17 protein-coding genes are annotated in these 18,654 nt (G+C 70.1%); 14 read left to right on the top strand and 3 right to left on the bottom strand.

The window, feature by feature from the left end:
- Positions 1-35: 35 nt before the first annotated feature.
- The 12 genes from AC3WLZ_RS16755 to AC3WLZ_RS16700 all read left to right on the top strand — a co-directional run bounded on the left by AC3WLZ_RS16755 (position 36) and on the right by AC3WLZ_RS16700 (position 12,096).
- The gene (locus AC3WLZ_RS16755; protein ID WP_492470847.1) at positions 36-479 is read left to right on the top strand and encodes a nuclear transport factor 2 family protein; all 444 of its coding nucleotides are present in this window, start codon (positions 36-38) and stop codon (positions 477-479) included.
- Positions 476-1,621: an epoxide hydrolase family protein gene (locus AC3WLZ_RS16750; protein ID WP_492470846.1), complete on the top strand. Its 1,146-nt coding sequence runs from the start codon at positions 476-478 to the stop codon at positions 1,619-1,621. The genes AC3WLZ_RS16755 and AC3WLZ_RS16750 overlap by 4 nt, the downstream gene beginning before the upstream one ends.
- A gap of 56 nt (positions 1,622-1,677) precedes the next feature.
- Complete coding sequence (locus AC3WLZ_RS16745) at positions 1,678-2,145, top strand: MarR family winged helix-turn-helix transcriptional regulator (protein WP_412926052.1); 468 nt, start codon at positions 1,678-1,680, stop codon at positions 2,143-2,145.
- The gene (locus AC3WLZ_RS16740; protein ID WP_492470845.1) at positions 2,142-2,876 is read left to right on the top strand and encodes an SDR family NAD(P)-dependent oxidoreductase; all 735 of its coding nucleotides are present in this window, start codon (positions 2,142-2,144) and stop codon (positions 2,874-2,876) included. The genes AC3WLZ_RS16745 and AC3WLZ_RS16740 overlap by 4 nt, the downstream gene beginning before the upstream one ends.
- On the top strand, positions 2,876-4,150 hold the full coding sequence (locus AC3WLZ_RS16735; protein WP_492470844.1) for an FAD-binding oxidoreductase: 1,275 nt from the start codon (positions 2,876-2,878) through the stop codon (positions 4,148-4,150). Before AC3WLZ_RS16740 ends, AC3WLZ_RS16735 begins: the two co-directional genes overlap by 1 nt.
- A gap of 108 nt (positions 4,151-4,258) precedes the next feature.
- A complete protein-coding gene (locus AC3WLZ_RS16730; RefSeq protein WP_412926049.1) occupies positions 4,259-5,275 on the top strand; it encodes a LacI family DNA-binding transcriptional regulator in 1,017 nt (338 codons plus the stop codon).
- Between the two features lie 160 nt (positions 5,276-5,435).
- A complete protein-coding gene (locus tag AC3WLZ_RS16725) occupies positions 5,436-6,758 on the top strand; it encodes an ABC transporter substrate-binding protein (protein WP_492470843.1) in 1,323 nt (440 codons plus the stop codon).
- Positions 6,758-7,723 carry a carbohydrate ABC transporter permease gene (locus AC3WLZ_RS16720; protein ID WP_492470842.1) on the top strand — a complete coding sequence of 322 codons (966 nt, stop codon included), beginning with the start codon at positions 6,758-6,760 and terminating at the stop codon, positions 7,721-7,723. Before AC3WLZ_RS16725 ends, AC3WLZ_RS16720 begins: the two co-directional genes overlap by 1 nt.
- Positions 7,720-8,607, top strand: coding sequence for a carbohydrate ABC transporter permease (locus tag AC3WLZ_RS16715; RefSeq protein ID WP_412926046.1), 888 nt, complete (start codon positions 7,720-7,722; stop codon positions 8,605-8,607). Before AC3WLZ_RS16720 ends, AC3WLZ_RS16715 begins: the two co-directional genes overlap by 4 nt.
- Positions 8,608-8,665: 58 nt before the next feature.
- Positions 8,666-10,897: an alpha-xylosidase gene (gene yicI, locus AC3WLZ_RS16710; RefSeq protein ID WP_492470841.1), complete on the top strand. Its 2,232-nt coding sequence runs from the start codon at positions 8,666-8,668 to the stop codon at positions 10,895-10,897.
- A gap of 25 nt (positions 10,898-10,922) precedes the next feature.
- On the top strand, positions 10,923-11,342 hold the full coding sequence (locus AC3WLZ_RS16705; RefSeq protein ID WP_492470840.1) for a VOC family protein: 420 nt from the start codon (positions 10,923-10,925) through the stop codon (positions 11,340-11,342).
- Between the two features lie 4 nt (positions 11,343-11,346).
- Positions 11,347-12,096, top strand: coding sequence for an MBL fold metallo-hydrolase (locus tag AC3WLZ_RS16700; protein WP_492470839.1), 750 nt, complete (start codon positions 11,347-11,349; stop codon positions 12,094-12,096).
- Between the two features lie 540 nt (positions 12,097-12,636).
- Here AC3WLZ_RS16700 and AC3WLZ_RS16695 read toward each other — a convergent pair.
- The 3 genes from AC3WLZ_RS16695 to AC3WLZ_RS16685 all read right to left on the bottom strand — a co-directional run bounded on the left by AC3WLZ_RS16695 (position 12,637) and on the right by AC3WLZ_RS16685 (position 16,382).
- Positions 12,637-14,067 (bottom strand): HNH endonuclease signature motif containing protein, encoded by a 1,431-nt coding sequence (locus AC3WLZ_RS16695; protein WP_492470838.1) that lies wholly within the window; start codon positions 14,065-14,067, stop codon positions 12,637-12,639.
- Between the two features lie 354 nt (positions 14,068-14,421).
- A complete protein-coding gene (locus tag AC3WLZ_RS16690; protein ID WP_492470837.1) occupies positions 14,422-15,549 on the bottom strand; it encodes a Gfo/Idh/MocA family protein in 1,128 nt (375 codons plus the stop codon).
- Positions 15,546-16,382, bottom strand: coding sequence for a sugar phosphate isomerase/epimerase family protein (locus tag AC3WLZ_RS16685; RefSeq protein ID WP_492470836.1), 837 nt, complete (start codon positions 16,380-16,382; stop codon positions 15,546-15,548). The genes AC3WLZ_RS16690 and AC3WLZ_RS16685 overlap by 4 nt, the downstream gene beginning before the upstream one ends.
- A 106-nt stretch (positions 16,383-16,488) precedes the next feature.
- Between AC3WLZ_RS16685 and AC3WLZ_RS16680 the strand changes: the two genes are divergently transcribed.
- The gene (locus AC3WLZ_RS16680) at positions 16,489-17,097 is read left to right on the top strand and encodes a TetR/AcrR family transcriptional regulator (RefSeq protein WP_492470835.1); all 609 of its coding nucleotides are present in this window, start codon (positions 16,489-16,491) and stop codon (positions 17,095-17,097) included.
- 276 nt (positions 17,098-17,373) lie between these two features.
- Complete coding sequence (locus tag AC3WLZ_RS16675) at positions 17,374-18,519, top strand: acyltransferase family protein (RefSeq protein WP_492470834.1); 1,146 nt, start codon at positions 17,374-17,376, stop codon at positions 18,517-18,519.
- Positions 18,520-18,654: the final 135 nt, after the last annotated feature.

The raw sequence follows: 18,654 nt of genomic DNA, 5'->3' as shown, positions 1-18,654 counted from the left end.
GGAATTCACAACCACGGTTGTGCAATTATGTCGCCATGAACGGAGCGAACTCAAATCCCGCCCTCTCCACCTGCGTCGAGGACGTCGTCCGGCGCTACTACGCCCTCGTGTCCGACCTGTCATCCGCCAAGGATGATCTGCGCCAGGTGCTCGCACCCGACGTCTCCGTCGTCGAGCACCCCAACGCCCTCGTCCGCTCGGGCGCGCGGCGCGACCTCGCGCAGACTCTCGAGGGATTCCATCGCGGCAAGGCGATCCTCCGCGCGCAGACCTTCGACGTGCACGACGTCCTCGTGCAGGGAGACCGTGCCGCCGTTCGCGCGACGTGGACGGGAGTCATCGCGCACGACGTCGGCCCGTTCCGGGCGGGTCAGGCGCTCATCGCGCACGTTGCCGCGACGCTGGTCGTGCGCGACGGACTCGTCGTCGAGCACGAGACCTTCGACTGCTACGAGCCCTTCGATACGGTGGCCGCATGACCGAGCCCGTCCCCTCGCCCTGGGTCCCCACCTGGGACGCGGCCGCCATCGACGACCTCCGCGCGCGGCTCGCCCGCACCCGCCCGCCCGTGACCCCGCCCGACACGGGATGGTCGGAGGGGGTGGATGCCGAGTACCTCGCGGATCTGCTCGCGTACTGGTGCGACGGCTTCGATTTCGAGGCCGCGCTCGCCGGCATCCAGCGCTTCCCGTGGTTCGAGGCGGAGGTGTCGTCTTCGGTACGGCTGCGGTTCATCCATCGCGAGGGCGTCGGTGCGCGTTTCCCGCTGCTGCTCTGCCACGGCTGGCCCGATTCGGCGTGGCGATACGCCGACGTGATCGACACGCTGGCCGACCCGGCGGCGTCGGGCGGCGACCCCGGCGACGCGTTCGAAGTCATCGTGCCCGAGATGCCGGGGTACGGCTTCTCGCCCGCCGCCGATCCCGCCCTGGACGCTCGGGAGGTCGCCGACGCGTTCGCCTCGCTGATGCAGACCCTCGGTCATGACCGGTACGTCATCGCCGGTGGCGACATCGGCAGCGCCGTCGCCCGCTTCGTGGCGCTGAACCACTCCGACCGTGTGATCGCCGTGCACCGGATGGACGTCGGCATCCCGGTCTTCACCGGGGACCCGGCGTCCCTCGCACCCGATGAGCGCGCGTTCCTCGCCGCGGTGCAGTCGTGGTCGGCGGCCGAGGGGGCGTACGCCGCCATGCACCGCACCAAACCCGCCACGATCGCCGCCGCACTGTCGGATTCGCCGGCCGGACTCGCGGCCTGGATCGTCGAGAAGCTGCAGTCGTGGACCGACGCACGCGGAGGAGTTCTGGGCGGAATCTCGCGGGATGCCGTGCTGACCTTGCTCACGACGACCTGGGTGACGAACAACATCGGCCCTTCGATGCGGATGTACCGAGCGAACGGGGCGATTCCCTCGGAGGATCTACTGCGGAAGGTCGAGCGGCCGTCGGGCTTCACGCTCTACCCGGGCGACCTGCTCGCCCCGCCGCGAGCGTGGGCGGAGCGCATCGCCGCGGTCGAGAGCTTCCGTGTCGCCGAGCGGGGCGGGCACTTCGCGCCGCGCGAGGTGCCCGACGAGTACGCCGCGGAGTTGAGAGATTTCTTCCGGGCGTACCGCTGACCGACCAGCGGGAATACCTCGGGCAGCTCTGCGTTATACCTGACGTGTCAGCAAGATTGAACGCCTCAGAACTCGACGCGTGGCAGCGTCTGCAATCCGTCACCGAGATGCTGCGGCGGGAGGTAGGGCGCGGACTGCGGTCGGATGCCGACCTCTCCGACGCCGAGTTCACCGTGCTCGCCCACTTGGTCGAGGCCGGGGGAGAGGCTCGGCCGTCGGAGGTATCGCGGTCGATCGGCTGGGAGTCCAGCCGCGTCGCGCATCAGCTCGGGCGGCTTGAGCGCCGTGGGTTGCTGGAGCGGGCCGCGGGTGGCGGGGACGATGGGCGCGCGCAGCGCATCACCCTCACGACGGCGGGGCGCGACGCGCACCGGCGCGCGGTTGGGCCCCACCTTCGCGCGGCCAAACGCTGGTTCGCGGACGCGCTGGATGCCGAGCAGGTCGAGGAGCTCCGTGGCATCCTGTCGGCCCTGGAGACCCACGCGGCGCGAATCGCCGCGACGGCCGAGGAGCGTGACGCGTGAGCGGCGACCTGACCGGCGCGGTGGTCGTCGTCGTCGGTGGATCCGGCGGTGTCGGTGAGGGTGTCGTGCGCGCGCTCGTCGCGGCCGGTGCCACGGTCATCGCGACCGGGCGGGACGAGCGGCGGCTCGCCGCCCTGCGTGAGCGCATCGCCGGCCCGGGGCGGCTCGTCACCGAGGTGCTCGACACCGACGTCGAGCTCGACGCGCGGGTGCGCGCGCTCGCGGAGCGGCACGGACCTTTCGACGGCGTGGTGTTCAGCGTCGCATCGTGGGGCGACCAGGGGCGCAAGCCCGCGCTCGCGATCACCGACGACGAGTGGGACCACCTCGTCGACGCGAATCTCACGAGCGGGTTCCGGCTGCTGCGGGCGTTCGTTCCCGTGACGAAACGCACCGGCATGATCGCGCGGCTCGACGGCATGAGCGCCGAGCTGCCTTTCCCCGGCGCGGCCGTCGTGGCTCTCAGCGGTGCCGCGACGAAGTCGCTCATGCGTACGGTGGCCGCCGAGCTCGGCGCCCGCGGGCCCCGCCTGTACGAACTGATTCTCGGCGTCGTGCGGACGCGCGCGCGGCAGGAGGCGGGGATCGACGACCTCCGCTGGCTCGACGGTGAGGAGATCGGCGCGCACCTGGGCGCCCTGGTCGACGGGAGCAGCCCGCTGTCGGGTGCGACAGTGCAGTACTTCATCGACAAGGCCGCCGGGCCGCAGGCCGAGCTGGGACGGTTCTGATGACACTCGAGATCATCCGGCCCGGAGATCGCGCGTACGGATCGGTTCGGCACGTGTACTCCGCGACCGGTTCGCCGGCGGCGGTCGCGCTTCCCCGTTCCAGCGTCGAGGTCGCGCGGGCGCTGGAGTTCGCGCGTGCGCAGCCGGGACCCCTCGCGATCCGCAGCGGCGGTCACGGCATCAGCAGCATCTCGACCAACGACGGCGGTACGGTGATCGATCTGCGCCGGATGGATGCCGTCCACCACCTCGGCGGCTCCCGGTTGCGGGTCGGGCCCGGCGCGCGATGGGGAGCCGTCGCCCGCGCGGCGTACGGCTGGGGACTCGCGCTCACCTCGGGCGACTCCGGTGACGTCGGTGTCGGCGGCCTTGCGACGACGGGCGGCATCGGGCTGCTCGGGCGGGCGCAGGGTCTCACCATCGACCGGCTGCGCGCGGCGGAGGTGGTGACGGCCGACGGGCGCGTGCTGCGGCTTTCCGCCGACGAGCATCCCGACCTGTTCTGGGCCGTCCGGGGCGCGGGGGCGAACGTGGGCATCGTGACGTCGTTCGAGTTCGAGGCCGGGACGACGCCGGTGGTCGCTCGCGCATACGTCATGTTCGACCTCGCCGATCCGGTCGGGTTCCTGGAGCGGTGGGGAGCGACGGTCGAGGCGGCTCCGCGCGAGGTCTCGGCGTTCCTCTACGTCGGCGGGGGTCCGCGGCCGTTCGCCCAGGCGACGATCGTCTACGCCGGCGACGGGACGGATGCCGCGACCCGCGCGCTGCAACCGTTCGTCGCCCTCCCCGGCGTGACGGGTCAGCGTGCCGAGCTCGTGCCGTACCCCGAGGTGCCGCTCGCCTCGGGCGCTCCGCACACGGGACAGCAGGCCGCGGTCATGCACGGGGGCCTCGCGATCCACCTCGACACCGACCTCGCGGGACGGCTCGCCGCGCTGCTGCGTGCGCCGGGGGTCGACATGCTGCAGATCCGGAGCGCCGGCGGAGCCATTAACGACACGGCTCCGGATGCCACGGCCTACGCCCACCGGCACCAGAACTTCTCGGTGACCGCCGTCGCCGGCAGTGCGGGTGCGGCGTTCGATGCGGCATGGGGGCCGGTGCGCGAGGTGCTCGACGGTCTGTATTTGAGCTTCGAGTCGACGCATCGGCCCGACGACGTGCACCGGGCGTTCCCCCCGGCGACCCTCGAGCGGCTGCGGCGGATCAAGGGGGAGTGGGACCCGGACGACGTGTTCTCGCAGAACTTCGACGTGGGCGTGCCGACGGCGTGAGTTTGTTGCCCTCCGCAACTTACCTCTTGCGCTCCGTGCCGGACCTGGTCTAGCTTGGCGGTCGAAGCGCTTCCCGGAAGCGCTTAGACACGCTACGAAGGAGTCGCTATGGCCAAGATCGACGAGGTCGCCCGCGCTGCGGGCGTGTCGATCAGCACGGTCTCCTACGCGCTGAGCGGCAAGCGTCCGGTCTCGGCCGACACGCGGCGTCGTATCCAGGACGCAGTGCTCGAGCTCGGGTACAGCCCGAATGCGGGAGCGCGGATGCTCGCCGGCAGCCAGACGAACATCTTCGCCCTGTCCGAGCCGCTGCGTGCCGATTCTCACGCGCCGAGCCACATGGCGTTCATGCACGCGATGACCGTCGCGGCCCGTCGCAAGGAGTACGACATGCTCCTGCTCACCGACGAAGACGCCTCGGCCGGCATGAAGCGGGTCGCGGCGAGCGGACTCGTGGATGCCATCCTCGTGCTGGACGTCGCCCCCGACGATCCGCGCGTCGAGATCGCGCGCGCCAGTGCGACGCCGACGTTGTTCGTCGGCATCCCGAACGACCATGACGACCTCGTCTGCGTCGACCTCGACTTCGAGCGAGCGGCCGTCGAGGCCGTCGATCGTCTTGCCGACGCGGGGCATCGCGAGATCGGTCTCATCGGCGGTTCGCGACGCGCATACGAGAAGTCGAACTTCCCGCCGCGCGTCCGCGGTGCCGTGGCATCGCGGGCCACCGAGCGCGGCATGAACGCGCGCGCCGTGGCATCCGGTGAGGTCGTCACCGACCGCTCGCACGTGCGGGCCTCGGTGCGCGAGTTCGTCGCCGCGGGCGTTACGGGCATCCTGCTGCACGCCCCCGAGGAGGTGCTGCAGGTCGTGCTCGTCGAGCTCACCGCGCTCGGCAAGAGCGTGCCGGGCGACGTCTCGATCGTGTCGGTCGGCAGCAGCTTCGACACCGACACGTTGCCCACCCCGGTCGACTCGATCCCACTGGTGCCGCAGAGCTCGTGCGAGCTCGCGGTCGACCTGGCGATCGAGCTCGTCGCCGGACGCCCCGTGGCATCCGGCCTCCATCTCATCCCACCGACGTACCTCGAGCGCGGCTCCGTCGCCGCGCCCGGCTCCGCCTGACCCTCCCAACTCCACAACCTGCGTTGTTCGCCCATTATCGAAGCGCTTCGACACAATTTCGACGCCGTTTCGACACCCGATTCGATGACGGGCCCGACGCATCCGCCCCCGCTAGCGGACACCCATCAACCAGCGGATCACAGTGAAAGGAGTGCCAACGATGGCACGCACGAACGCACAACGACGCGCGACCCGAGCCCTCGCGGCTGTCGGCTCGATCGCCGTCGCCGCCCTCGCCCTCTCCGCCTGCAGCGGCGGTGGCGGTGACACCGGCTCGAGCGATGGCGCCGGCAAGACCCTCACGCTCTGGCACTACGAAGGTGCCGACAGCGCGATGGCCAAGGCCTGGAACGCCGCCATCCCGATCTTCGAAGAGAAGACCGGCGCGACGGTCAAGGTCGAAGAGAAATCCTTCGAGCAGATCCAGAAGACCGCCAGCCAGGTGCTCGACACCGACGCCGCGCCCGACCTCCTCGAGTTCAACAAGGGCAACGCCACCGCGGGCTTCCTCGCCAGCACGGGCCTCATCGCCGACATCAGCGACGCGGTCACCCAGTACGGGTGGGATGCCAAGCTCGCCCCGTCGCTGCAGACCACGGCGAAGTACAGCTCCGACGGCGTCATGGGTGGCGACACCTGGTACGGCGTGCCGAACTACGGCGAGTTCGTCGGCGTCTACTACAACCTCGACGCCTTCACGGCGGCGGGTCTCGAGGTGCCGAAGACCTACGACGAGTTCGTGAAGGTGCTCGACGCGTTCGCCGCGAAGGGCATCACGCCCCTCGCCGAAGCCGGCGCCGAGTACCCGCTCGGTCAGCTCTGGTACCAGCTCGCGCTGACGAAGGCCGACCGCTCGTGGGTCGACGACTACCAGCTCTACAAGAACCCGGTCGACTGGAAGGGCTCCGAGGTGACCTACGCCTCCGACACCCTCAAGGACTACGTCGACAAGGGCTACATCGCCAAGGATGTCTCGTCGGTCAAGGCCGAGGACGCCGGCGTCTCGTTCATCAACGGCACCTCGCCGATCTTCGTGTCGGGCTCGTGGTGGTACGGCCGCTTCGCTTCCGACGCCACGTTCGACTGGTCGCTGGCGGCCTTCCCCGGCTCGGAGCTCTCGCTCGGTTCGTCGGGCAACCTGTGGGTCGTCCCGGAGCGTTCGAAGAACAAGGACCTCGCGTACGAGTTCATCGACATCACGATGAGCCCCGAGATCCAGGCGATCATCGGCAACAACGGCGGCGTGCCCGTCGCGGCGGACACCGCCGACATCACGGATGCCAAGAGCAAGGAGCTCATCGACACCTTCAACGGCATCCTCGAGGACGACGGTCTGTCGTTCTACCCCGACTGGCCCGCCCCCGGCTTCTACGACGTGCTCGTGCAGGAGCTGCAGGGTCTGGTGACTGGCAGCCAGGATGCCGCGACCACGAACGCCAACCTCGGCGAGAAGTACGACGAGGGCACGGCGGACTTCCGCTGATGTCAGTTCTCACGCGACCGGCTGCTCGGGTGGCACTCCCGCCCGAGCAGCCGGCCATCCCCCAACGCCGTGGCGGCACCGCCGGCTACTGGCTCTACCTCCTGCCCGGCTTCGTGCTGCTGCTGGTCATCGTGATCGTGCCGCTCGTGTGGAACGTGTTCCTCACCTTCACGAAGTGGCGCGGCGTCGGCGACCCCGAGTTCATCGGCCTCGACAACTGGACGAAGCTCCTCGGCGACGAGGACTTCTGGACCTCCTTCACCAACTCGGTGTGGATGGTCCTCGCCATGGTCGTCGTCCCGACGCTCGTCGGCCTCGCCGTCGCGGCCCTCCTGTTCGACGTCGTCGGGCGCAAGTTCGGCGGCAAGGTCGGCAGCTTCCTCCGTGCCACCTACTACCTGCCGCAGATCCTCCCGGTCGCCGTGGCGGGCATCGTGATCGGCTGGATCGTCCGCCCCGGCGAGACCGGTGCGCTGAACCAGATCCTCGGCGGGCTCGGCATCCCGTCGTACGACTGGCTCGGGCAGATGCCCTCGGCGCTCATCGTGCTCATGGTCGTGCTCGTGTGGGTGCAGATCGGCTACCCCGTGGTGGTGTTCATGGCCGCCCTGCAGCGCGTTGACCCCGAGCTCTACGAGGCCGCGGAGCTCGACGGGGCGAACTGGTTCCAGCGGTTCACCGCGATCACGGTGAGCATCATCCGGCCCGAGATCTTCGTCGTCACCCTGACCTGCACGATCGCCGCGCTGAAGGTCTTCGGCCCGGTCTACGTCATCACGCAGGGCGGCCCCGCCGGGTCCACCATCGTCCCGGCGTACTACGCCTACCTCGAGTTCTTCACCAAGCGGAACGTCGGCTACGGCGCGACCATCGCGACGGTGCTGACGATCCTCGTGGTCGTCGTATCGATCGTGTTCATCCGGGTGCAGACCTCGCTCGAACGCAAGGAAAGGGCGGGACTGTGACCTCCACCGCCGTCATCACCACCGGGCGTCCGCAGCGCCGCGCCGGCCGCGGCGGCATGACCCGCCGACGCCCCGTGGACTGGCTGCTGCTCGCGCTCGTCGTCGTGGGCGCGCTCCTCGTGCTCGCGCCCTTCTACCTCGTGCTCGTCAACTCGTTCAAGTCGCCGGTGGACTACGCCACGTCCGGGCCGCTCGCGTTGCCGCAGCAGTTGGACTTCGGCGGGATCATCGACTTCTGGAACCGCGTCGACTTCCCCCGCAAGGTCGGTAACTCGATCCTCATCTCGGGCGTCGTCGCGGTGCTGGCCGTGCTCATCTCGGTGCTCAACGCCTTCGCGATCGGCATCGGACGCGTGCGGGGCCGCACGGGGATCGTGCTCCTGTTCCTCATGGCGAACCTGCTGCCGCAGGAAGCGCTGCTGTACCCGCTGTACTACATGTTCAAATCCGTCGGCCTGTACGACAACGTGTGGTCGGTCATCATCGTCTTCACCGTCATCCAGGCCGCCTTCGGGACGTACCTGCTGTCGTCGGTCTACGGCACGTTCCCGCGCGAGATCCTCGAGGCCGCCGCGATCGACGGGGCGAGCCGCTGGCAGATCCTGTGGCGCGTGATCTTCCCGATCAGCCGTCCCACCTTGTCGGTGCTCGTCATCTTCTTCTTCATCTGGACGTGGAACGAGTTCCTCATCCCGCTGACGTTCCTGGCATCCAACGACAACCAGACCGTCCCCGTCGCGATCAGCGTCCTGCAGGGCGACCGACTCATGGATGTCACGACGATCAGCGCCTCGGCCCTGCTCGGCATCATCCCGACGCTGATCTTCTTCCTCATCTTCCAGCGCACGTTGACGCGCGGCATCACGGCGGGAGCCGTGAAGTGAAGGTCCTACTTTCCCCACCCACGCCGACACGCGGCATCACGGCAGGAGCAGTCACGCAATGAAGTTCACCGATGGTTTCTGGCTCATGCGCCCCGGCGTCGCGGTGGACTACGCCGCCGAGGCGTACGACATCAGCCCCACGGAAACCGCCGATGGGCCCGGCCTGATCGTGCACGCTCCGACCAAGGTCATCGCCAAGCGCGGCGACGTTCTGAACCGGACGCTGCTGACCGTGACCCTGTCGTCGCCGCTCGACGGCGTCGTGCGGGTGCGGATCGTGCACCACGACGGAGCGGCGCGGGGTGCGGGGTTCGCTCTGCCGGGGGCGGTCGCGGGCGGCGGATCGGTCGAGGTGACCGAGGCGGGTGGCATCCTTTCAGCCGGGCGGCTGACCGCGCGCGTGGCGCCGGGAGCGCCCTGGGATCTGTCGTTCGAGGTCGACGGGGTGCGGGTGACGGGGAGCGGTCACCGCTCGGTCGGGCGCGTGAGCCTCGCCGACGGCGCGGACGTGGAGACGGGCGTGATCGGCAACGCCGGGGCCGAAACGGGTGTGCCGTACGCGCGGCACTACGTGCACGAACAGCTCGACCTCGGCGTCGGCGAGACGGTCTACGGTCTCGGTGAGCGCTTCGGACCCGTCGTGAAGAACGGTCAGACCGTCGACATCTGGAACGCCGACGGCGGAACGTCGAGCGAGCAGGCGTACAAGAGCGTGCCGTTCTACGTCTCGTCCGGCGGGTACGGCGTGTTCGTCAACGACCCCGGGCATGTCTCATTCGAGGTCGGTTCCGAGAACGTCGAGCGCGTGCAGTTCTCCGTCTCGGGCGAAGCGCTGGAGTACTTCGTCATCGCCGGACCCACGCCCAAGGACGTGCTCGAGCGCTACACCGCCCTCACGGGTCGTCCGCCGGTCGTGCCGGCATGGTCGTTCGGCACGTGGCTGACGACGTCGTTCACGACCGACTACGACGAGCAGACGGTGACCTCGTTCATCGACGGCATGGCCGAGCGCGACCTGCCCCTGTCGGTGTTCCACTTCGACTGCTTCTGGATGCGCGAGTTCAACTGGACCGACTTCACGTGGGACGAGCGGGTGTTCCCGGATCCGGATGCCATGCTCCGCCGCCTTCACGATCGGGACCTTCGCGTGTCGGTGTGGATCAACCCGTACATCGCGCAGCGTTCGTCGCTGTTCGCCGAGGGGGTCGCGAACGGGTACTTCGTGCGGCGTCCGGACGGCACGCCGTGGCAGTGGGACCTGTGGGTGCCGGGCATGGCGCTCGTCGACTTCACCAACCCGGATGCCGTGCGCTGGTACCAGTCGTACCTGCGGCGTCTCATCGCGCAGGGCGTGGACTGCTTCAAGACCGACTTCGGCGAGCGGATCCCCACCGACGTCGTGTGGCACGACGGCACGGATCCGGAGCGCATGCACAACCTGTACGCGCAGCTGTACAACCAGGCCGTGCACGACGTGCTCGTCGAGGAGCGTGGTCTCGGGGAAGCCGTGCTCTTCGCCCGCTCGGCGACGGCCGGGGGGCAGACGATGCCCGTGCACTGGGGCGGTGACAACTCCTCGACGTTCGCGTCGATGGCCGAAACATTGCGCGGCGGCCTGTCGCTCGCGTGGAGCGGGTTCTCGTTCTGGAGTCACGACATCGGCGGCTTCGAGGGCACGCCCGATCCGGCCGTGTTCAAGCGCTGGGTGGCATACGGGATGCTGTCGTCGCACAGCCGCTTCCACGGCTCGGACTCGTACCGGGTGCCGTGGGCGTTCGACGACGAGGCGGTCGATGTGACGCGTCGGTTCTCTCGCCTGAAGCTTCGGCTGATGCCGTACTTGTATGCGGCGGCGCGTTCGGCGGCGGCGACGGGTGTTCCCGTGATGCGGCCTATGGCGCTGGAGTTCCCCGACGATCCCACGACCCTGCACCTCGACCGGCAGTACATGCTCGGGCCCGACGTTCTCGTGGCGCCGGTGTTCTCGGCATCCGGTGACGTGACGTTCTATCTGCCCACGGGGGAGTGGACCCACTTGTTGACCGGAGAGCGGGTCATCGGCGGCGGGTGGCGGCGCGAGACGCACGGCTTCGACTCGCTGCCGCTGTACGTGCGTCCCGGTGCCGTGCTGCCGTGGGGTGCGCGCGACGATCGGCCCGATTACGACTACCTCGACGGGCTGACGCTGCGGGTGTTCCCGGGCGGCGAAGGTGTGGCCGAGGTGACGGTGACGGCGCCGGACGGGCGGTCGGAGACGTTCCGCGTCGATCGTGCGGAGGTGACGGAGTAGCGGCGCGGCGACCTATCGTGGGGCCATGCTCGTCGTCGGTTCGATCGTCATCCGTGTCGATGATCTGCACGCACAGATCCGCTTCTGGTCCGCCGCCCTCGGGTACGTCGTTCGGGAGCCGATCGACGACGACTTCGTGTTGCTGCATCCCGCTGACGGCACCGGGCCGAACGTGTCGCTCGACGCCCAGCGTTCGGCCCGGGTCCTGCCGCCGCGGATCCACCTCGATCTGTATGCCGACGACCAGGCGGCGGAGGTACGGCGGCTCACGGGACTCGGTGCGACCGAGGTGGAGTGGTCCGGGATGCCCGACGACGCGGACTACGTGATCATGCAGGACCCCGAGGGCAACCGGTTCTGCGTGATCGACGCGTCGTCGTGGCCGGGGTGGCGGCGGCGCGCGCGAGCCAGCTCGGGTGCTGAGGCTGCTCCGAACCTACGCTGACGACATGTTTTCGCTCCGCTCTCCGCTCCGCGAGGTCGCGCCCGGGGTGCTCGTCGCCACGAGCCGTGTCATGCAGACGAACACGACGGTGGTCGTGGCATCCGGTCGGGCTCTGCTGATCGATCCGGCGTGGACGCCCGACGAGCTCGATGCGCTCGCCGACGCGCTGCGCGAGCGTGGTCTCACGGTGGTAGAGGGCTTCTCGACCCACGCGCATCACGACCATCTGCTGTGGCATCCGGGGTTCGGTGATGTGCCGCGGTGGGCGTCGGCGCGGACCGCCGAGCTCGCCCGGGACGAACGGGAGGCGCTGGTTGCGGCGCTCGGTGCGGACTTCCCCGCCGAGCTGGTGGAGTTGATGGGGCGGGTGGATGCCGGCTCCCCGGGCTTCGGCGTCGAGCTCGTCGTGCACGACGGGCACGCTCCCGGACACACGGCCGTCTGGCTGCCGGAATCGCGTGTGCTGGTCGCCGGAGACATGCTCAGCGACGTCGAGCTTCCGCTGCCGTTCTGGCCCGACGATGTGCCGTCGTACGAGCGGGCGCTCGAGATCCTGGAACCGTACGCGCGGGCCGCACGAGTCGTGATTCCGGGGCACGGGTCGGTGGGGTCGGATGCGTTCGCGCGGTGGGAGGCCGACCGTCGGTACCTCGCCGACATGCGACGGACCGGGAAGTCGGACGACCCGCGGCGCGCGAACGCGGGCATGGAGGAGGAGTACGGGCACCTGCGCGCGGTGCTCGGGTACCACTGACGCGTTCGCCGGGCATCCGCCGCTGAACTTTCCGAGGGTCAGGCTGATGTGGTGGCTCTGATCTTGGGGCCGTGACCTGGGGGCCGTGATCCGGTGGCTCTGATGTGGTCGCGCGCGAGCTGGCGTCGTGGCGCCGGTGCCCGAGGGGGCCCGATAAACGCGCGCCGGTGAGGACGGTACCGGTTATGGGGGCGGTGCCGGTTGTGGGGGCGGTGCCGGTTGAGGGTGGGTGCCGGTTGTGGGGGCGGTGCCGGTTGAGGGTGGGTGCCGGTTGTGGGGGCGGTGCCGGTTGAGGGTGGGTGCCGGTTGTGGGCGCGGTGCCAGTTTTTTTTTGGGGGGGGGGCAATTCTTCGAGCTGCGCGGTGTCAGAACGGCGCGGTTTGAGAGCGACGCGGTTTGAGAGCGACGCGGTTTGAGAGCGACGCGGTTTGAGAACGGCGCGGTGTGAGAACGGCGCGGTGTGAGAACGGTGGGCGTTCTGAACAGCGCGAATTCCCACGCTGCGAATTCTGAACGCTGCGAATTCTGAACGCTGCGGGTTCACAACGGTGCGGGCTCGCGGTCGCCGGGCGAAGGTGGCGGAGGCTGTTCGTCGGGCAGAAACCTCACCGCCGACGCGTAGGGCAGGGGCTCGTCGATGTACACGCGGCCCGTCGGAGAGGTCCATTCGAGCACTCCGCCGGCGAGCTGCCTGACCTTCCAGCGCGTGAATTGCTTCTGTGTGTGGTGCCGCTGGCAGAGGTGGCTCAGATTTCCCACGTCGGTGGCGCCGCCGAGCGCGTAGTCGTGGGTGTGATCCACCTCGCATCGCACGGCGGGGGAGATGCACCCGGGCCAGCGGCAGTGCCGATCGCGAGCGCGGAGATGTCTGTCGATCGCCGCGGTGCGCTGGTAGGTGTCGGTGCGCAGCACCGACCCGCTGACGGGGTGGGTGACGACTCGGTCCCAAGGCAGGGCGGTGGCCTCGGCGAGGGCGCGGGCCGTCGTGGCGTCGATGGGCCCATGCCCAACCAGCTCAGCGGGGTCGAGGTTTTCAGCCGTGGGTGCGAGCATCGTCAACGCCGGCACGACCACCTGCACTCTCGCGCGGATCGCGCCCAGAGTGCCCGGGCCGTCGTCGACCCGTGTGGGATCGGCCTCGGGAGCGGCGGTGAGGAGCAGGTCGGCCAGGATGTCGGCCCGCACCTGGTCGGCGCTTCGCGCATCGGGTGTCGTCGCGCTGCTGCCGCCGGCGTTGCCGACAGTGCCGCTCACGTCGCGGACCCGTCCTCTCGCGCTGGCGCCGCGCACCTCGCCCTCGTTGGCGTGGTGCCCCTCGGTGCGGGCGTCGATCAACGCCGCGCTCTGCTGCACGAGTCGATCGTAGATTCCCACCGCGAGCACGGTCGGCAGCGTCGCGACGAGGTCGGACATGCCGTTCTCACCCGCGACGACTCGGACGCACCGCGTCTCGCGACCCTGACGATGCCGCTCCGTAATCGTGGTGGGCTGCAACGACTCGGCCAACGCAGCCAGGCGGGGCTTCAATCGCCCCGGGCTCAGGCCGTCGGCGGTCACGACGGCGAGCACGTCGAACTCGTGTCGGCGTTCGAGCGGCAGTGGCATCCCGGCATCCACGATCACCTGGACGTGCGCGCGGGACAACGCCCCGGCCTCCCACGCGTCGAGGGTGGCCGGGAAGTCATCGGCGACGGTCATCGCTCGGCCGATCTGCGACTGCACGCTGCGATCCGACAGGCAAGATGCTGCGGCGATCTCGGACGCGACCTCCCGTAGCGCCATCTCCGCCGCTTTCGACGACGCCCGCATCCCGGCCGTCGCGTCGAGAGCGAGGTGCCCCGCCCGGGCGAGCGCACGAGTGCGCCGGGCTTCGGCGGACGCGACCTCGGCATCCACTCCGCGTACCTCGGCCAGCACCGACGACAGGGCGTCGGCCCCGTCCTCAGTCGGCGGAGGTGTCTCGAAAGTCATGTATGCATGCTAGCGAGGGCCTCCGACATCGGGAGCCCTCCGAGGGGCCAGATGGGGACAGCTCGGGGAATCCGTCGGCTGTGGAGGACGGGTGCGCAAACGGCGTCGCCGCGACCGACCGCGAACACCCTCGCCCCGCACCCTCGCCCCACACACCCCGCCCCACACACCCCCGCCCCACACACCCCGCCCCACACACCCCGCCCCACACACCCCGCCCCACACACCCCGCCCCACACACCCCGCCCCACACACCCCGCCCCACACACCCCCGGCCCCATAAGCACCCCGCCCACAAACGCCCCCGCCCCGTGGCATCCACACGACACCACGGGGCGGGAGAGCGCGCGAGGGTTACAGCGTTCGCGCGAAGGGGTCGAAGCCTTCGTCGAGCAGCGGCACGGGGGCCACGGTGCTGCCGATCTCGAGCGTCTGGCCCGATGCCGAAGACTCTTCGGCCGACAGCATGACGTCGAGCACGTGGAAGCCGAGCTCGCCCGTGGCGATGTGCGGGCGGTCGGCGGCGATCGCGCGGGCCATGTCGAGCACGCCGAGTCCGCGGCCGGTCACGACACCCTCGTTCGGGATCTCGATCCATTCCTGATCGGTCTTCATGCCATCGCGGAACACGCCGAGCGGCTTCACGTAGGCGACGCGCCCCTCGAAGCGGTTCGGGTCCGCCAGCACGATGGTGCCCTCGGAGCCGTGGATCTCGACGACGCCGTGACGCTCGAGCGCCGAGTCGAAGCTCAGCAGGTGCGTCCCGTGCTGACCCGCGGCGAACGACGTGAGCACCTGGACCGTCGAGGGCACCTCCACCGGGAACGTCTCGCCGACACGCGGTCCGGTGTGGATCGTCCGCTCGAGACGGGGGCGCGAACCGCGCGCGGTCACGGCCGCGATCGGCCCGAGCAGGCTGACGAGCGCCGAGAAGTAGTACGGACCCATGTCGAGCAGCGGTCCCGCGCCGCGGGCGAAGAGGAAGGCGGGGTCCGGATGCCACAGGTCGGGGCCCTGCGTCTGGAACGACGACTGCACGAACAGCGGCTCGCCGATCACACCCTTCTGGATCGCACGCTTGGCCGACTGGAAGGCGGGTCCGAGCAGCGTGTCCGGAGCCGAGCCGATGCGCAGGCCCGCGGCATCCGCCTGCGCGAGGAGCGCACGCGTCGCGTCGCGGTCGAGGCCGATCGGCTTCTCGGTCCAGACGTGCTTGCCGGCGGCGATCGCGGCCGACGACACCGCGACGTGCACCTGCGGGATGGTGAGGTTCACGACCAGGTCGACGTCGGGGTTCGCGAGCACGTCGTCGGGCGTTCCGGCGGAGGCGACGCCGTGCTCGTCGGCCTTCGCGCGAGCGCGGTCGGGCACCAGATCGCCGACCGCGACGACGTTCACGTCGGGAAACGACGTGAGGTTCTCGAGGTACGTCTGGCTGATGACGCCGGCGCCGATGACGCCGACTCCGAGCGGCCCGGTCATGCGACGAACCCGCCGTCGCGCAGGAACGCCAGGCTCGCGGCGACGTCGGCGAACACGTCGCCGGGGGCGCGGTCGTACTCGATCACGGCATAGCGGATGCCGCTGCCCGCACGCAGCGCCTCGGCGAGCGGCACGTCGGCGGTACCCGCGTGGCGCTGGTCGAGCGTGGCCGACGACATCTCGCCGGCGCCGGGCGCCCACGGGTTCGACGTCGGCACCACGCCGTCCTTGACGTGCACCGCGGTCAGCCGGTCGCCGAGCTTCGCCACGAGAGCCGGAACGTCCTGGCCGCCCGTGAGCGCCCAGAACAGGTCGAGCTCGAGCTGCACGCGTTCGTCGGTCAGCGACACGAAACGCTCGTAGGCGCTCTGCCCGTCGAAGTCGGCCACGAACTCCTGCGCGTGGTTGTGGTAGCCGACGCTCAGGCCGAAGGTTGCGGCGACGTCGGCGGCGCGGTTCAGTCGCTCGGCGATGTCGGCGACGCCCTCTTCGGTGAGCCAGCGGTCGGGCGAGACGAACGGATCGATGACCGTCTGGATGCCGATCGTCGCGGCCGCCTCGAACACCACCTCGGGCGCGGGCGTCGGGATCGAGCCGTCGGGCGTCCACAGCTCGTCACTGAGCAGCGGGGCGTGGCCGGTGGGAGAGGCGAGGCCGCTGGCATCCAGGGCCGCCCGGATCTCGTCGGGGCGGTCGACGAACGCGAACGCCTCGACGTTGCGCAGGCCGAGGGCGGCGAGCTTCTCGAGCGAGCCGGGCATGTCGGCCGAGAACTCGGATGCCAGCGTGTACAGCTGCACCGAGGCTTCGGGAAGGGAGGCGGGAGTGGTCATGGGGTCCTTCTGCACGTCGTCGTCCAAGGGGCCGGGTGGCCGTGCCGCTACTCTAACCTCCACATGGAGGTTACGCTAGCCCTGACGGATGCGAGAGGGTGGGCGGATGAGCGAGGATGCCACGATCGGCCGCCCGGGCCAGCGGCGCCGCGGCGTCGAGCGCCGGCAGGAGATCCTCGACCGCGCCATCGAGGTGTTCCGTCGCCGCGGCGCCGATGGCACCTCGCTCCGCCGCATCGCGGAATCGATCGGCGTCTCGCACGCGGCCCTGCTGCACTACTTCGATTCGCGCGAGCAACTTCTCGTCGCCGTGTACGATCACGCCGCGGCGAAGCAGGGCGAGGAGGAGGCCGCCCACCCGACGGAACCCGGCGTGGAGGGGATGATGGCGGCGGCGACCCGGAACGTCGAGGTGCCCGGGTTCGTGCAGCTCTACTCCACGCTCGTCGCGGCCGCGCTGGAGGTCGACAGCGGGGTGGGCAAGGACTACTTCACGTCGCGGTTCGAGCGGCTGCGCGCCGAGTTGGGCGAGACTTTCCGAGGGCAGCAGGCCGAAGGGCGCATCCGCGACGACGTGCCCGCCGATCATCTCGCGGCGCTGCTCATCGCCGCATCCGATGGCCTGCAGATCCAGTGGCTCCTCGACGAGTCGGTCGGCCTCAGCGACACCCTCCGCACGTTCGGGATGCTGCTGCAGCCTCCGCGCGAGAGCTGAGGCCGCGCCGACAGGCGCTTCCGCGCGAGAGCTGACGGCCCCGCCGGCGCTGCGGCAGGTGCTGGCATCCATGTCCCACTTTTTGTGGGCGTGGGGCGGTCAGGGTGGCAAGAAGTGGGACATGCGTCGCCAGAAGTGGGACGAGGTTGCGGGGGTGCCACGTCCCTCGGGCACACGTCAAGCCCCGGCTGCTCCCAGGCTCCTCTACATCACGAACGGGTAACGTTCCCGCGTCTGCGCGCCCGCGTGCCGCCGACGCGAGCGTTCCGGGAGGCGATGACCATCAGCACGACCACCACCGCCCCTCGCGTCGCCGCACGGCCCGTGGCATCCGCCGGCCCGCTCGCGGCCCGCCACCTGCCCTCGCTCACGGGGCTCCGCTGGGCGACGGCGATGCTCATCTTCGGCCACCACATCATGGCCGTGCAGTACATCGGCGGGCAGGCCGGCACCGTGTGGGGCTTCCTGTTCGAGGCCGGGAAGACCGGCGTGACACTGTTCTTCATCCTCTCGGGGTTCGTGCTGGCGTGGGGATACAAGCCCGCGCAGAGCGCGCGGTCGTTCTGGCTGCATCGCGCCGCGCGCATCTACCCTCTGCACGTCGCCGGTGTCGGCCTCGCGCTCGTCGCGGCGGCCACGCTCGTGCCCGAGATCCGCTCCGACGGCGCCGCGCCGGTCGGGGCGAACCTGCTGCTCCTGAGCGGCTGGATCCCCGACTGGTGGCAGGCCGGAAACCCCGCGAGCTGGTCGCTCGTGTGCGAGGCGTTCTTCTACCTGACCTTCCCGCTCGTGATCCGCCTCGTCGCCGGTCGCTCGGCGCGCGTACTCTGGGCGGTCGCCGCGGCCGCGCTCGTGCTCGTCGCCGCGGCGCCACAGATCGCCGCCGTTTCTCCGGTGCCGATGTCGGCGGCATCCACCCCTCTCCTGCGCCTGCCCGAGTTCGTGCTCGGCGTCGTGCTCGCGCTGCTGATGAAGCAGACCGCGTGGCGTCCCGCGCCGTTGCGGTTCGCCGTGCCCCTCGCGGTGCTCGGGTACGCGCTGTCGGAAGCGCCGCCCCTGCCCGGCACGGACATCCACCCCGGCCTCGCGATCACGGTCGGGGGCTTCGCGCTGCTCGTCGCGTCGCTCGCGTCGGCGGACGCGCACCGTTCGTCGACGTTCCTCGCCCAGCCCCTGTGGCAGGAGCTCGGCCGCCTGTCATTCGCGTTCTACCTCGTGCACCTGCTCGTCATCGCGTCGGTGTCGTCGGCCTGGCCGGACGGTCATCCCGAGCTGCACTGGCCCCGCGGTCTCGCGCTCGCCGCGCTCGCCTTCGCGATCTCGCTCGGGCTCGCGTGGCTGCTGCATCGCGGCGTCGAGGTCCGGATGCAGCGCGTGCTGCTGCGTTTCGACCCCGATCGGCGTGGCGTGCTGGCGCGCTGAGAACGGCGCGCCTCCTTCGCGGCGCGGAGGCCGTCGCGACATCGATGGGTGCCGGGTCGTCGCGACATCAATGGATGCCGGGTCGTCGCGGCGACAGGGATGCCGGGCTGTCGCGATCACAGGGGATGCCGCGGG

The sequence above is a fragment of the Microbacterium sp. FW305-3-2-15-F-LB2 genome, from assembly GCF_058787255.1.
Note: the sequence above shows the minus strand (reverse complement) of the source record. Positions and strands in the feature narration are given on the sequence as shown.

Coding starts and splice junctions, on each gene's coding strand:
- AC3WLZ_RS16755 (WP_492470847.1), top strand. CDS start 36: ATGAACGGAGCGAACTCAAATCCCGCCCTCTCCACCTGCGTCGAGGAC.
- AC3WLZ_RS16750 (WP_492470846.1), top strand. CDS start 476: ATGACCGAGCCCGTCCCCTCGCCCTGGGTCCCCACCTGGGACGCGGCC.
- AC3WLZ_RS16735 (WP_492470844.1), top strand. CDS start 2,876: ATGACACTCGAGATCATCCGGCCCGGAGATCGCGCGTACGGATCGGTT.
- AC3WLZ_RS16730 (WP_412926049.1), top strand. CDS start 4,259: ATGGCCAAGATCGACGAGGTCGCCCGCGCTGCGGGCGTGTCGATCAGC.
- AC3WLZ_RS16725 (WP_492470843.1), top strand. CDS start 5,436: ATGGCACGCACGAACGCACAACGACGCGCGACCCGAGCCCTCGCGGCT.
- AC3WLZ_RS16720 (WP_492470842.1), top strand. CDS start 6,758: ATGTCAGTTCTCACGCGACCGGCTGCTCGGGTGGCACTCCCGCCCGAG.
- yicI (WP_492470841.1), top strand. CDS start 8,666: ATGAAGTTCACCGATGGTTTCTGGCTCATGCGCCCCGGCGTCGCGGTG.
- AC3WLZ_RS16705 (WP_492470840.1), top strand. CDS start 10,923: ATGCTCGTCGTCGGTTCGATCGTCATCCGTGTCGATGATCTGCACGCA.
- AC3WLZ_RS16700 (WP_492470839.1), top strand. CDS start 11,347: ATGTTTTCGCTCCGCTCTCCGCTCCGCGAGGTCGCGCCCGGGGTGCTC.
- AC3WLZ_RS16695 (WP_492470838.1), bottom strand. CDS start 14,067: ATGACTTTCGAGACACCTCCGCCGACTGAGGACGGGGCCGACGCCCTG.
- AC3WLZ_RS16690 (WP_492470837.1), bottom strand. CDS start 15,549: ATGACCGGGCCGCTCGGAGTCGGCGTCATCGGCGCCGGCGTCATCAGC.
- AC3WLZ_RS16685 (WP_492470836.1), bottom strand. CDS start 16,382: ATGACCACTCCCGCCTCCCTTCCCGAAGCCTCGGTGCAGCTGTACACG.
- AC3WLZ_RS16680 (WP_492470835.1), top strand. CDS start 16,489: ATGAGCGAGGATGCCACGATCGGCCGCCCGGGCCAGCGGCGCCGCGGC.
- AC3WLZ_RS16675 (WP_492470834.1), top strand. CDS start 17,374: ATGACCATCAGCACGACCACCACCGCCCCTCGCGTCGCCGCACGGCCC.